General features: G+C 37.5%; 13 protein-coding genes. 6 read left to right on the top strand and 7 right to left on the bottom strand.

The annotated features are described in order from the left end of the window. Positions 1-305 precede the first annotated feature (305 nt). Complete coding sequence (locus MKZ14_RS01985) at positions 306-1,175, top strand: GNAT family N-acetyltransferase (RefSeq protein WP_244905043.1); 870 nt, start codon at positions 306-308, stop codon at positions 1,173-1,175. A 58-nt stretch (positions 1,176-1,233) separates the two neighbouring features. On the opposite strand, the gene MKZ14_RS01990 is transcribed toward MKZ14_RS01985, so the two are convergent. The 3 genes from MKZ14_RS01990 to helD form a co-directional block, all read right to left on the bottom strand. Beyond that, positions 1,234-2,244, bottom strand: a complete 1,011-nt coding sequence (locus MKZ14_RS01990; protein ID WP_339280999.1) for an IS3 family transposase — start codon at positions 2,242-2,244, stop codon at positions 1,234-1,236. Then, positions 2,139-2,564 (bottom strand): HTH domain-containing protein, encoded by a 426-nt coding sequence (locus MKZ14_RS01995; protein ID WP_058844812.1) that lies wholly within the window; start codon positions 2,562-2,564, stop codon positions 2,139-2,141. The genes MKZ14_RS01990 and MKZ14_RS01995 overlap by 106 nt, the downstream gene beginning before the upstream one ends. A 343-nt stretch (positions 2,565-2,907) precedes the next feature. Further along, positions 2,908-5,136 carry an RNA polymerase recycling motor HelD gene (helD, locus tag MKZ14_RS02000; RefSeq protein WP_333006207.1) on the bottom strand — a complete coding sequence of 743 codons (2,229 nt, stop codon included), beginning with the start codon at positions 5,134-5,136 and terminating at the stop codon, positions 2,908-2,910. 157 nt (positions 5,137-5,293) lie between these two features. Between helD and MKZ14_RS02005 the strand changes: the two genes are divergently transcribed. Then, entirely contained in the window at positions 5,294-6,010 is a 717-nt protein-coding gene (locus tag MKZ14_RS02005; RefSeq protein ID WP_016992005.1) for a glycerophosphodiester phosphodiesterase, read from the top strand. 96 nt (positions 6,011-6,106) lie between these two features. Here MKZ14_RS02005 and MKZ14_RS02010 read toward each other — a convergent pair whose 3' ends face one another. Then, positions 6,107-7,129 (bottom strand): DUF2804 domain-containing protein, encoded by a 1,023-nt coding sequence (locus MKZ14_RS02010; RefSeq protein WP_333006206.1) that lies wholly within the window; start codon positions 7,127-7,129, stop codon positions 6,107-6,109. 182 nt (positions 7,130-7,311) lie between these two features. Here MKZ14_RS02010 and MKZ14_RS02015 point away from each other — a divergent pair, with 182 nt between their 5' ends. After that, positions 7,312-7,806, top strand: coding sequence for an amidase domain-containing protein (locus MKZ14_RS02015; RefSeq protein ID WP_036078108.1), 495 nt, complete (start codon positions 7,312-7,314; stop codon positions 7,804-7,806). Between the two features lie 95 nt (positions 7,807-7,901). Then, positions 7,902-8,474: a nitroreductase gene (locus MKZ14_RS02020; protein ID WP_016992008.1), complete on the top strand. Its 573-nt coding sequence runs from the start codon at positions 7,902-7,904 to the stop codon at positions 8,472-8,474. 57 nt (positions 8,475-8,531) lie between these two features. Here MKZ14_RS02020 and MKZ14_RS02025 read toward each other — a convergent pair whose 3' ends face one another. The 3 genes from MKZ14_RS02025 to MKZ14_RS02035 form a co-directional block, all read right to left on the bottom strand. Next, positions 8,532-9,914 carry a dipeptidase gene (locus tag MKZ14_RS02025; RefSeq protein WP_036078110.1) on the bottom strand — a complete coding sequence of 461 codons (1,383 nt, stop codon included), beginning with the start codon at positions 9,912-9,914 and terminating at the stop codon, positions 8,532-8,534. Positions 9,915-10,161: 247 nt separating this feature from the next. Then, positions 10,162-10,905 (bottom strand): glucose 1-dehydrogenase, encoded by a 744-nt coding sequence (locus MKZ14_RS02030; protein ID WP_036078112.1) that lies wholly within the window; start codon positions 10,903-10,905, stop codon positions 10,162-10,164. 20 nt (positions 10,906-10,925) lie between these two features. After that, complete coding sequence (locus tag MKZ14_RS02035) at positions 10,926-11,681, bottom strand: glucose 1-dehydrogenase (RefSeq protein ID WP_016994719.1); 756 nt, start codon at positions 11,679-11,681, stop codon at positions 10,926-10,928. Between the two features lie 191 nt (positions 11,682-11,872). On the opposite strand from MKZ14_RS02035, the gene MKZ14_RS02040 reads away from it, so the two are divergent. Both MKZ14_RS02040 and MKZ14_RS02045 read left to right on the top strand, forming a co-directional pair. Further along, positions 11,873-13,000, top strand: coding sequence for a LuxR C-terminal-related transcriptional regulator (locus tag MKZ14_RS02040; protein WP_333006204.1), 1,128 nt, complete (start codon positions 11,873-11,875; stop codon positions 12,998-13,000). Between the two features lie 302 nt (positions 13,001-13,302). After that, positions 13,303-13,851 carry an RNA polymerase sigma factor gene (locus tag MKZ14_RS02045; RefSeq protein WP_036078118.1) on the top strand — a complete coding sequence of 183 codons (549 nt, stop codon included), beginning with the start codon at positions 13,303-13,305 and terminating at the stop codon, positions 13,849-13,851. The last annotated feature ends 41 nt before the right edge of the window (positions 13,852-13,892 follow it).

Here is a 13,892-nt window from a genome sequence, read left to right on the forward strand (position 1 = left end):
ATTAATTTGAATAAATAGTATAATTATTATAAAACATTATTAAAACAGAAAGTAGTATATAGTTTAAAAGTAGCAGGTTGTAAAAGGATGAATATCTCTATTTTCGCAGAATTAGTATAATATTTTATAGCTATTATTTCTAGTAAATTTCAGTCACTTTTCTAAATTTTTATAGTAAAAATCCTTTTATTTTCCCATTATATGGAGTAAAATTCTGATTAATAGAGGGGATAAATATATTTTGTTGCCAGCTTATTTTCATTCTTGCTACAATAGGGCAATAGTCTGTTACAGGAACGGAGTAAATGATGAATATTTCAGTGATGACAGTGTCTTTTCCATTAGATGGAGAAACATTGAAAGAAGTAAAGTTTTTATGTGAAGAAGCAACAGTGCAAGATTATCGAGTATATGAAACCATTATGAATGTACCAATGGCTAGCTCTTTCGAGACTAAGGGCTTTATGGTACTAGCGTATGAGGATGATAAGGATTTATTAGTTGGTGCTGCTAGTGCAATTGACTTAATGGGGCTTCATACATATGAGTGGTCATTAGTGGTGACACCTGCATATCGACAAAAGGGTATTGGAACAGCGTTAGTTGAAGGTATACAAGTTGGGCTAGAAGAGAGAGGGGCAGAGGGGCAATTAGCTGTAATAATTGATGGCTCACCTTATGGGCACACATTTATTGAAAACAAAGGTTTTACCTACAGTTTTTCCGAAGCTACTCTAGAAACAAAAGCAGAGGCCGTTACATTACAAAAAGATATTAATATTCAACCCTATAATGGTGAACAAGCTGAACTGATTACTATTTATAGTGAAGCATTTGGAGATTTACCAGAAGAATCAGAAGAGCTTATTGCCTTTAATACATCAAAAAATGGACGAAAGCTTTGGATTGCTTATCGGGATGGCGCAGTTGTTGGAACAGTGACAACGGCTAAGGAAAATGAAATTCAGTGGGTAACAGCACTTGCTGTACATCCGAATTGTGAAGGACAAGGTATTGGGACAGCACTTCTTTCCTTCTCAAAGGATTATGCGAGTAAGGTTGGTGCAGCATTCGTCATGCTAGATGTAGAAGTAGACAATAAAAAAGCACTTTCTGTCTATGAAAAAGCGGGCTTTATGAAAGCGCAGCAAATTGATTATTATGTAAAACAATAGAAAAAAAGGGCTATGAGTGATTAAAATGTACCCTTTGTAAAGGACATTTTGAAAAAGGTTAGGCAACTTCTTGAAGCTGCTGTCTGTATTTTGCAGGCGGCAGCTTTTTTAAATTCCATTGCCCTCGATAATGATTGTAGTAAATCATATAACTCTTAATTTCTTTCTTTACTTCTTCTAACGTTTCACATGCTCTAATAGTTGTTTCATCTTTAAAATGCCCAAAGAACGATTCTTGTGGCGCATTATCCCAACAGTTTCCTCGACGTGACATGGACTGTCCTAAGCCAATTTTCTTCACTAAGGCTCGGAATTTTGGATTCGTATAGTGGAAACCTTGATCCGAATGGATAAAGGCATCCTCCCTTAAATGCCGATGTTTCTTTAATTTATGTAACGTATTGAGCGCAATTTCTATACCCAATGTAGAGGATACTTCATACGCTAAAATTTCATTTGTTTCGGCGTCTTTTATCGTTGATAAATAAGCACGTTTACCGCCTCCATATGTTAAATATGTGATGTCGGTTAGTAATACTTTTCCTGCCACACCTTGCTTGAAGTTGCGCTGTAAATTGTTAGGGCATATACGGTGTTCCTTCGTTGCTTTTGCCATACGACGCGCTGGATTGGCTTTTCGAATGGGACAGATAATATTAAACTTTTTCATAATGCGACGGATACGCTTAAGGTTGTACGTAATTTCATATTGGTTTTCTAGTGTCATTTTTATTTGACGTGCGCCTTTCTTTCGTCCTCGGAAATGAAAGGCCTTTAAAATGACTTCTTTCACCACTTCATCTTCTTCATTCTGTTTTTGACGAGTTAAGACAGCTTCTTCTCTAAAATAGCGATAGTAGCCTGAGCGTGAAACCTTTGCCATTTCACAAAGATATCGTACCATCCGTTTTAATTGATATTTTTCAATAATTTGATGGATTAACTCAAATTTTTGTGTAGTACTTATTTTGATTGCTTCCTTATCAGCTGCCTTTCGAGTTGATCTAGCTTTTTTAAAAATTCGTTTTCTGCTTCTAACAATTTCATCTTCGCCTCTAAGCGGGCGTATTTTTCTTCTATACTTAATTCGCGTTCTAAAGGGCGACCTGAAGCATGTTTTCTGGCATCTTCTAAGCCTGTAAGCCCATGCTCTTTATAAGCTGTACGCCAACGATTCGAAGCTCTCCGAATACGAGCTGGACCAAGGGCTTCAATGTCAAAACCCGCCTCAAAAAAGATTTCACTTGGATATTTTCCTTTATCGTATTCATCAATAAAAAATTCTTTAAATTCATCTGTATAAGTAATGGCTTTCGCGCTTACTGTTTTGACGTATGGATTTAATTTTAATTGTGCCTGTTGTTGTTCCGAAAAAAATTTTTTAGTCATACAATCTACCACCGCTCGTTTTTTCTTCATTATAAATAAAAATACCCTATAAGATGACCTTTTTGAAAGTGTCTATCTTATAGGGTACATTTTAGATATTTAATATCAACTCATTGCCCTTTTTTATCATAATCACCTACTATCTTCATATAATATTAATAAGCTTTAAGAAAGGAGCCGTGATCATGCGCATGCCAGCATTGCCAAAGAAAAAGTCTCCTCCGAAGGAAGCCCCTAGCTCATGGTGGAAAGTTGTGAAAGCTTATTTATCCAAAGGGAAGTTTTATAAATTACCACCAAGAAATTAATGATGCAAAGAAAAAAGTCGCCCATTAGCGACTTTTTAATTTTCTAATAAGAACGAACTTTTAGATGGACCGATTAAGTATAGCTCATGCATGGCTCGTGTAAGAGCTACATAAAGTAGCTTTCGGTCAATTGGCGTATCGTAAAAGGGTGTATCATAGGCAGCTACAATGACGGCATCGAATTCAAGTCCCTTAGCTAGGTGACTTGGCACAACAAGTAACATTTCTTGATTAATGGATTCATTTTCCGTTAGTAGTTGTGAAGCAATCTCATTGTCTTTTAATGTCTGTTGTATAGTAATGGCTTCTGCAGTAGTTTTGCAAATTAAAGCAATGGATCGATGGCCATTTTGACGTATGGTTTCAAAGATTTCTTTAATTTTTAAAGCATCAAATTGCTCTGCTTGAATAAAACTTGGTACGCTACCGTGACGAACAACGGGTTCTACTAGAGGTAGCTGTTCATTCATTTGCGCTAGAATTTGATTCGCGACTTCCATAATTTCAATGGTTGTTCGATAGCTTTTTTGCAAAGTTCGGAAGGTTGCACGAGGAAATAAGCTTTGGACAGGCTCCCATGCTGTTAATGAGCGATAGCTATGAATACCTTGAGCTAAATCACCGACCATTGTGAACATATCCGTATCAAGACCTGCTTTTAAAGCAGCAAGCTGAAATAAACTATAATCTTGGACCTCATCGATAAAGACTACACGCATTTTCCATTCATCTGCAATGCCTTTTAAACGTGCATGTAAATAGTATAGTGCAGCTAAATCTTCGAGTACCCATTGTTCTTTACGATGTGCCTGCAAAAATTGTTGCTGTTCAAGATAATGCCATTCAGGAGCGAGTTCTGCTAATAGTTCTGCATCGGTGAGAAGGGTACGATAGAGTGTTTTAATATTATGTTTGGTAAAGCGACGCATATAAGCTGATGCCGTTGATTTAGCTTCTTTCTCAATGGCGGGAATTCGCTCATCTCGCTCATCGATGAATTTTGTGACAACACGTCGCCGTTTTTCATCATCTCGTATTCCATTTAAGGCTTTACCCAATGCTTCATCATACTTTTTATGGAGTGTAGCTAAAACAGCCTGTTTTTTTTGACGAACATGGCTTGCTAACACTTTTTTAATATGTTCAAGTCGCTTTTCGATAGGCATATATGAAAATTCATATAAAAACAGCTTCTTCAGGTGGGAGGCGCGCATGATACAGTATTTTTCAATATAGACATCTTCGAATTGTTCTGCGATCTTTTGTTCCAGCTTTTGTAAGTATCGTTCGATGACATCACGATAGTATAGGGAACCTTTCATTTCAGCAATCCAGGCAGTAGGCTGATGACTACCTCCAGCAACGAGCGACTCTAATTGCTCATTCGGATTTTGAAGCTTAAGCTTTAACTTAGTGGCAGAAAGAACATAGTCTGTAAAAGTAGTTTGGCATATTTTATCGACGCCAAGCTCTGGTAAAACATCGCCTATATAATCAATAAATAACTTATTCGGTGCTAAAATCATGAGCTGCTCAGGATTAAAATGTTCACCCATTGTGTAAAGGAAATAGGATATTCTGTGTAGAGCAATGGTCGTTTTTCCACTGCCAGCAGCACCTTGCACAATGATTGGTTGACGAAGATGTGCTCGAATAATTTCATTTTGTTCCTTTTGAATGGTTGAAACAATTTCAGTTAGACGAACATCTGCTTTTCCAGCCAATGCTTCTTGTAGGAGTTCATCATTTGTTGTTAAGTCAATATCTCGTATATCGAGTAATTCGCCATTTTCAATCTTGTATTGCCTTTTAGCAAAGAGATGCCCTTTATGAACTTCTCCACGGACATCGTACTCCATATCGCCAAGACGTCCATCATAATAAACATTAGCTACGGGTGAACGCCAGTCAACAATAATGGGCTCATGGGTTTCACGATGAAATAGAGACGTTTTCCCGATATAAAGAAACTCTTCCGGGTCACCTGTTTTTTGGAAATGGATTCTAGCGAAATAGGGCTTCTTGCGAACGGCCTCTAGACCTTCTTTTTGATTACGTGCCATTTCAAAGAATCTGGCATTTGTTAAGATATTTAAATAACTTAAACTTGAATCTAAGTAATCAAGATCGGCCATAGATTTGCGGATATTTTCTTGAGCAGATTGTAAATCTCGTTGTGATTCATCTAATATTTGTTGCATATAGCCTTGGGTATACGCTAACCGTTCTACTTCAGCCTGAAAATCAGGATGTTGTACAGTCATTTTTTAGCACCTCCTAGGTACTTACAATTTCAAAGTAGATTATCATACTACTATATATAATATTTACCATCAAGTGAAAGCTAAAAAGTTAATTATGCTACTATTACAAGGGGATGGAAGGTTTTTCTTTAATAAAAAATAGAGGAGGTTAATGAATTTGGACATATTTGCACATAGAGGTGTTTCGATAAACTATCCAGAAAATACGATGGCAGCCTTTCAAGCAGCAGCAAAGCTCCCTATAGCAGGGGTAGAGCTAGATGTTCATTTAACTGCAGATAAAGAGGTAGTGGTGATTCATGATGAAACCATTGATCGTACCTCCAATGGCTCAGGCTATGTAAAAGATTTTACATTACAGCAATTGCGTACATTTGATTTCGGTTCGTGGTTTTCGCGGGAGTTCGGAGATGAAGTAATTCCAACGTTGGGGGAAGTGTTAGAGCTTTTTGCAGGTACCAATCATCGCATCAACATTGAACTGAAAACAGACATTATTGCATATGAAGGGATCGAAGCGCTCGTGCTCAAAGAAGTAGCAGCACAGCAAATGACAGAGCGGGTGATCATTTCCTCTTTCAATCATGAATCATTGCAAACAGTATCAAAAATAGCGCCTTATATAGAAAGTGCAGCATTGTTTGCAGAGGTGTTGGTGGATTTTCCTACTTACATTGCTCTTATTCCAGCTAAGGCGTTACATGTAAGTTTGCCAACTTCCTTTCGTAAATCAGTTAAGCTAGCCCTCACTGAAGGTGCAACTGTACGTGTATATACCGTAAATGAGCAACGTGATGCTCGAAGCTTACAGCAACTAGGTGTACAGGCGATATTTACAGATGATCCAGAAAAAATATTACGAGCCCTTAGTTAGAGCAAATTAGTGACAGGTAGGAGACAAAAAGCTTCCGTGGAATCATTTGCATTTTCAAAATACCCACGGAAAGCAACGTCTTCTAGAGGATTTGTGCTACCATTTTGCACGATGTTCCTCAATACATCCTAGCATTTGTTGAATAACAAGTGTTTCGCCATTGTCGAGTAAAATGGAACCGTCGTAATAGCCAAATAGTTGATGTACCTCTGATTTAACTAGTTTGGCATTCGTTAGAGCAGTACGCTCAAAAAAAGGTGAAAAGGTTAAGGAAACCTGATTGGAAAATTTTGTGTCCACTTTCCAACGCTGCATATAATCTTCAGAATCATATTGAAATAATAAATCCTCATGTATTTTTGTCATTTTACCATCTACAAAAACAGCATTTTCAGTCATGCCGGTGCCATCTGTCCACTTACCTCCTAAATTAAGTCCAATCCGTCGTCCACGTACTCGTTGAGAGGCCATTCCCCAATTCCATAATGCCTCACGTGGCCATACACCTCGTCCAAAATCTAACACAGCAAAATTCTCCTCAGCTGAGAAATTAAAACGTCGAGTACCAATTGTGACAACACCTGAGGTTGGCAGTATGTGATGCTTACCTGTAAACTGAAATGTTTTACGATTCCAAGGAATAACGACATTTAATGTTTCATCCGTTGGTGGGTGCTGAATGATAAGCTTTGCTCGTAAAACATCTCCATCAAAGTTTGGTATGGAAACAGATAGATGCGTCTCATTTTGTATATATACTAAATCAATCATCATTTCGCTATTTTTAAATGAAACAGATTCTAAAACCTGTGTAGGCATTTTTAATTTACCACCGAAGGGAATTGTGATCGTTTTTTCGAAATAGCGCTGTGTTTCATATTCAAGAAAATAAACGAAGCAGACTGCTGCGTAATCTAGATGACTGATTGTAGCTGAAAACAAGATTTCATCACCGTAGACACACCAATAGTTCCATTTCTTTTTGCGCATGAGATGGCCGCTTAAATTGCTGTTAATAAGTGGCTTGCGTGCAAATCCGATGGCTGCTGGATTTAAATTACCTTTTTTATCGCATAAAAGAGTTGGCTGTAAAATCTCTTTCTCAGCATGCTGCTTCACATTCAACATCCCTTCTGGTCATAAAATAAAATTGACATATCTTTAATCCTTATTGTAGCAAAAATGTTCTTGAAATTGGAAAGGAACATGCTGAATATAATGGATTTCAATAAGAATTATGAGGAAGGACCTAACTAATAGAAATACTTGAATAGACATATGATGGCATGAGGAGGGGATGTATGGCAAAAATGTATAATAGGCAGGCTGCAGTTCAATATGCTAATTTGTGGTGGAACAGACGTAATCCAGCTTTTCCAAACTTTGATGTAGATTGCACGAACTATATATCTCAGTGTTTACTTGCAGGGGGGGCACCAATGCGAGGTGCACCAAATAGAGATAAAGGCTGGTGGATTCAGCAAGGAAATTGGAGCTTTAGCTGGTCTGTTGCCCATTCATTACGATGGTATTTAGAAGGGTCTACGACTGGATTGAAGGGTAGACGTGTACAATATGCAGAAGAACTAGAGCTTGGAGATGTCATTTTTTATGATTTTCAAGGGAATGGAAGAATTGACCACTCTGTTATTGTTACAAGTATTCAAAATGGTATTCCATATGTGAATGCCCATACCTCAGATAGTATTAATCGACCTTATTTTTATGAGGATTCCACTGCCTATACGCCAAGCATGACCTACTTTTTCTATCATATAGATGACAGCTTTGCTTAAGGACAGGTAGTTTTAAAGCATACAAATTTATGATAATGTGAAAGATAGAAGAGATAAACTCTAATATGTTGTCTTATGGTAGAAGGAGAATTGATATGAGCGAACAAATTTTATCTGTTAGAGATGCAATTATTCAGCGTCGTTCCATTAAAAAGTTTAATGGTCAGCCTGTGGAGCGTGAGGATTTAATGGCTATTATTGACGATGCGGTATGGGCTCCAAACCATGGTAATCGTGAGCCGTGGCGATTAGTTGTTGCCTGTGGAAAGGAATTAGCAAACCTTCATCAGCTATTACGTGACCTGACAATTCCGAAATGGCAGGAGCTTTCAAGTGAAGATTTAGCGAAGCAGATGTTGAAATTTACATTACCAGGTGGCTATGCCTTTGTGATCGTGCCAGAGGATGTGCGTCAAAAAGAACGTTTAGAAGATTATGCAGCAGCAAGTACATTTATTCAAAATATCCAATTACTTGCATGGGATAGAGGCATAGGCTCTTGCTGGAAAACGCCAGGCTTCCTAGATAATCCTAAATTCCGTGAAGCATTAAAGGTTCAGCCAGGTGAGCGTGTCATTGCTATGCTACAAGTTGGTTATTTTGATGAAGTGCCAAAAGGCAAAGAACGCAAACAAGCAGCTGATATCGTTACGATTTTTGGTGAGTAATCAAACAAAAAAATCCCTTCACTTTAAAAGTGAGGGGATTTTCTAATTACTCGATATTTATTTTTGTAATGCTGAAACCTCATATAAATAATCACTAAGAACACGTAAGCCTTTATCAAAGTTTTCTAAATGGAAGTGTTCATTTGGTGCATGGAAGTTTTCACTTGATAGACCGAAGCCCATTAACACCACAGGTAATTCTAAAATTTCATCAAACGCAGCGACGATAGGGATGGATCCACCGCCACGTGTGTATGCTGTTGGTACATTATACACTTTTTCATAGGAGCGTCCAGCAGCCTGAATAAATGGATGATCGAAAGGCGTTAGAAATGGACGGCCTTTATCGAATTCAGAAATGTTGATCTCTACACCAGCAGGTTTGTGCTTTTCAACATGTGCTTTTAAAAGTGCCACGATTTCATCGGGCTCTTGATTTGGTACAAGACGGCATGTGATTTTAGCGCCAGCTTCAGCTGGTAGCACTGTTTTGATGCCTTCCCCTGAGAAACCACCAAATACACCGTTAACCTCTAGTGTTGGGCGCGCCCAAGTTCGTTCTAAGTAAGAATAGCCTTGTTCACCGAATAATTCTTTTACGCCAACTTCCTGTTTAACAGATTCTTCATCAAAGCCAAGTGCAAGATAGGCTTCACGTTCCTCTTCAGTTAATGGCAACACTTTGTCATAGAAACCTTCAACTTGAATCGTACCATGCTCATCACGGAAAGATGCTAAAATTTCAGCCAATGCATGAATGGCATTTTGTACGCCACCACCATAAAGACCCGAGTGTAAATCGCCCTTAGCTCCACGAACATCAATTTGAATGCCTGTTAAGCCACGTAGTCCATAGCACACAGCAGGCTTACCAGGACCATAAAGCCCAGTATCGGAAATTAAAATTAAATCGGCTGCTAGTTTTTCTTTATATTGTTCAACATAGGCAGGGAGATGAGGGCTACCGATTTCTTCTTCACCTTCATAAATGAATTTAACATTGACTGGTAATGTCCCTGTTGTAGCAAACAATGCCTCGATCATTTTTAAGTGCATAAATACTTGCCCTTTATCATCACTAGCGCCACGAGCAAATAATTTATTGTCTCGAATCGTAGGATTAAAAGGCTCACTATCCCATAAATTTAAAGGATCCACAGGTTGAACATCATAATGACCATAAAATAAAATAGTTGGTTTACCTTCAGCATGTAGCCAATCTGCATAAACAACAGGGTGTCCAGCTGTTTGTGTAATAGAGATATTTTCAAGATTTAGTTTTTCGAATGCACTGGCTAGCCATTGAGCTGCATGTTGAATATCTTCTTTATGTTCTGATAAAGAACTGATACTTGGAATTCGTAAAAATTCATTCAGTTCATTTAAATGTGCCTCACGATGTTCTGTAAAATAAGCATCTATTTGCTGTAAATTAGTCATCTAGTATCCCTCTTTCCAATATTTCGATAATAGAAATAGTATAGCACAATTTGCTTTTAGGAATCTTAAATTGTCTTGAAAGATTACACATAGCACCTACAAAATAAACCACAAGAGCTAAATCGCAATTGTGGTTGAGTCTTACTTGAGTTTAAAGGGATCAGACACACCAGCCAGACGCTTCATACCATTAATGGCTAGAACTGCATGATTACATGTACTAGCTATCAGGCTATTCAAAGTCCCATTAGTGAGCAGTATAACCGCCATCAACAAGAAGGGTTGTCCCATTGACGAAGCTTGCGTCATCGCTAGCTAAGAAGAGAACGGCTTTAGCGATTTCCTCTGGTTTACCAAGACGACCTTGTGGATGAAGGGATGCTAAATATTCTTTCTTTTGAGCATCCACTTCAGCCAGTAGAGGGGTGTCGATATAGCCAGGACAAACCGCATTTACACGAATACCCTGTTTAGCGTAAGCAGTACATAGGTTTTGTGTTAATAACTTTACGCCACCTTTTGCAGATGAGTAGGCTGTAGGGTTTGGTAAGGCAACGAAGCTATGAATTGAACCAGCGTTAACAATGACGCCACCTGTTCCTTGAGCCAGGAATTGTTCAATGGCATATTTATCAGAAAGAAATACACCTGATAAATTAATATCAATTGTTCTTTTCCATTTTTCGAAAGAAAGCTCGTGTGCTGGTGCATCGTCAGCTACGCCAGCATTTGCATACATAATATCAAGTTTACCGTATTTAGTAACGGTTTCTTTTATCATGTTTTGAATGTCTGCTTCATTTGTTACGTCAGTTTTCACGAAGAGTGTATCAAAACCCTTGTTATTTAATTCTTCAGAGACGCTTTGTCCACGATCAGAAAAATCGGCAATAACCACTTTAGCTCCTTCTTCTACAAAGAGACGAACTGTGGCTTCACCAATACCACTAGCCCCACCTGTAACAATTGCTACTTTATCTTTTAGTTTCATATTAATGACCACCTTTAATGTTATTTTGCTGTTGCTCCGCCATCAATGACGAATTCTGCACCTGTTGAGAAGGAAGACTCATCAGAAGCTAAAAACAATACAGTTTGCGCTACTTCCTTAACTGAGCCCAAACGTCCTAATGGGAATAAATTTTTGCCTAATTCATCTTTTGAGCTTCCTGTTGTTGCTGATGCATAGTCTGCCATACCTGTATCGATGTAGCCAGGATGAATGGAGTTGACACGTACGCCATATGGAGCATATTCCATAGCAGCATCTTTGGTCATAATGCGAACAGCTCCTTTGCTAGCCCCATATAAGACGTGACCAGCAGCACCTGTTAAGCCTGCAATAGAGGAGGCATTAATAACAGATCCATGATGTTGCTTAGCCATAAGTGGCATAATATGTTTCATACCTAGGAACACACCTGTCACATTAATGGACATTAAGCGGTTCCAGTCAGAAAGCTCGATTTCTGCAAGTGGTTTTATGATATAAATACCTGCATTATTGAAAAGAATATCGACTTTGTTAAATGTTTTTATTGATTCATCTGCAACCTTTTTCCAGTCTTCTTCATTACTAACATCGTGACGGATAAATAATGCCTCACCGCCAATAGCTTGAATATCACGGACTGCCTCGTTACCAGATTGCTCATTTATATCAGTAATAACTATTTTTGCTCCTTCTTTAGCAAATAATAGTGCAGTTTCTTTCCCGATTCCTGTACCTCCACCTGTAATAATGGCCACTTTATTTTCTAATCTCATTTCAAGCACGCACCTTTCATTATTTCTGGTTATATGGTTACCTTAGGATTCAAAAGTATTCGCATTATTTAGCGATACTTTCATCTTACTCCTTTCAATTTGAAATACTATCCTATAAGATGCTGTATAATATAGTGAGTGAATATCCTCTATTTATAGGGGTATTTTAGTGTGAAGGAGAAGAATTTCCTATGACGCATCCATTTCAGTCAATTGAAGAAGTTACACTTCAAGAGTTTGTGTTGTTTATAAAAATTCATCATAAGCAAATTGAAGAGAATACAAATATCTACCTTAATCTAGAACCTTCTATAACTGGGGCAGATCGAAAAAGAGCAGCAATACTATTAGATTCATTTTTGCGTATAATGACACATGCAAATATTGATGAATTAAATAATGATGATAAGTATTTTTTTAACATATGGCTTCAATCACACTTGTCTATTATTGATAGGAAGAGCTTTAATTTATTCCAATTAATTTTCGAGAAATCATTGATTACTTTTATGATTCAACAGAAGAGCAGCCGAACGAACGCCGTCTTAATGTATGTATTATCGTTATTTACGTTACTTGTAGAGCTTTACTATGACTGTGAGGGAGCCAACCAAACTAGTAACATAGCTACCGAAAACCAGAAAATTAGGCACCTACAATTAGATAGGCTTGATAAATTGCTCATTAGTTCCTCAGGCTATCAGGATTTAGCCCATATTTTAAAAAAGTGTGAAGAGTATTTTAGTTATAAAAGATGCGTATTTTACGCATATGTCCCATGGTCAAATCAGTTTTATGGAGTTATTGGCGCAGAGCTCCCTAAGGTGCAAAGCATGAAAGGGGAGTTGACTGGGGAAAATACGATACTTAGTTCAAAAAAACCCATTTATTTAAGAAACCCTAAAAATTACGTGAAAGAAGAGCATATCCAATTATTTAATTTATCCTCGATTATTTTTATTCCCATTTTGAGACAAGACCAATTATTTGGTTGGCTAACATTTGATCAGCTAGGTGAGGAATTTGATTGTACAAAGGAAGAATTATTACTCCTTGAGGAAGTAGGGAAGCGATTAGGTTTATTTTTATCACGTAAGGGGGAGAAGGTAGAAAAGAATACCGAGCTTCACTTAACTGAAAGGGAGTCGATGATACTCGGCCTGCTTGCCGAAGGATATGATAATAAAAAAATTGCGGGTTTATTATTTTTAAGTGAGCATACGGTCAGGGATTATGTAAGTAGTCTTATGACAAAGCTCAAAGCAAAGAATCGAACACAGGTCGTTGCCTCTGCCTTTCGTCTAGGACTGTTAAGCTAACAAACCAATGCACTTCAATTAGGAGTGCATGTTTTATTTCCCCAACACCAATAAATGGCTGATAAAAATTCTGACAATAAATATTATTGAAAATATAGTTTAAATAATAGGTAACTATTGTCATAAATGGACTTTTTGGAGTGAAAGCAATATAGTAGTAAAACAATTTTTACGAATATTACAAGTGAAAGCGATTAAGCTTACACGATTGTAATGAAATTGAAAGCCAATGCGATAGAGTGTAATACATTATTTTGCGAGAATGTGTATAGAAGCAAGAACAAGAAGCGGAGGCATACACAATGAATGAAAAATTAGAAGGCGTATACGAGGAATACAATCGATATATATATCACTTATGTTTAAAACTAACTCGCAATAATATAGAAGCTGAAGATTTAATGCAAGAAGTTTGGGTAAAAGTTGTACGCTATGAAGATAGCGTGGCCGAAGTAGAGCACATTAAAGCTTGGTTGACGACTATTACAATGAACACATTCAGAGATCGCTATCGTAAAAAAGTACGACGTAGCAAATATATGATGAACCAACCTGAAACATTAGACGTACCGATTCTAGATTTGGTTCCCAATAACGATATTTCTACAGAAGAAAAAATTGAAAAGGATATTGTTACAAAACTAGTGCAGGATAAAATGGAGCAATTAGATGCCATTTATAGAAAGACTTTATGGTATTTCTACATAGACCAATATTCACTTGCAGAAATCTCTACAATTATGAAAGTTTCCATTGGTACTGTGAAATCTCGTTTATTCCGTGCAAAGGCTCGATTAAAAGAAATGCTCATGTCAGATACAGCTATTGTGGAATCTGTGCTACCAGCGTAATGAAAGCAGATTGGTCGCACAACACAGTACTTAGACGGAAG

This window comes from Lysinibacillus sp. FSL P2-0066 (assembly GCF_037969495.1).
Taxonomy (GTDB): Bacteria; Bacillota; Bacilli; order Bacillales_A; family Planococcaceae; genus Lysinibacillus; species Lysinibacillus boronitolerans.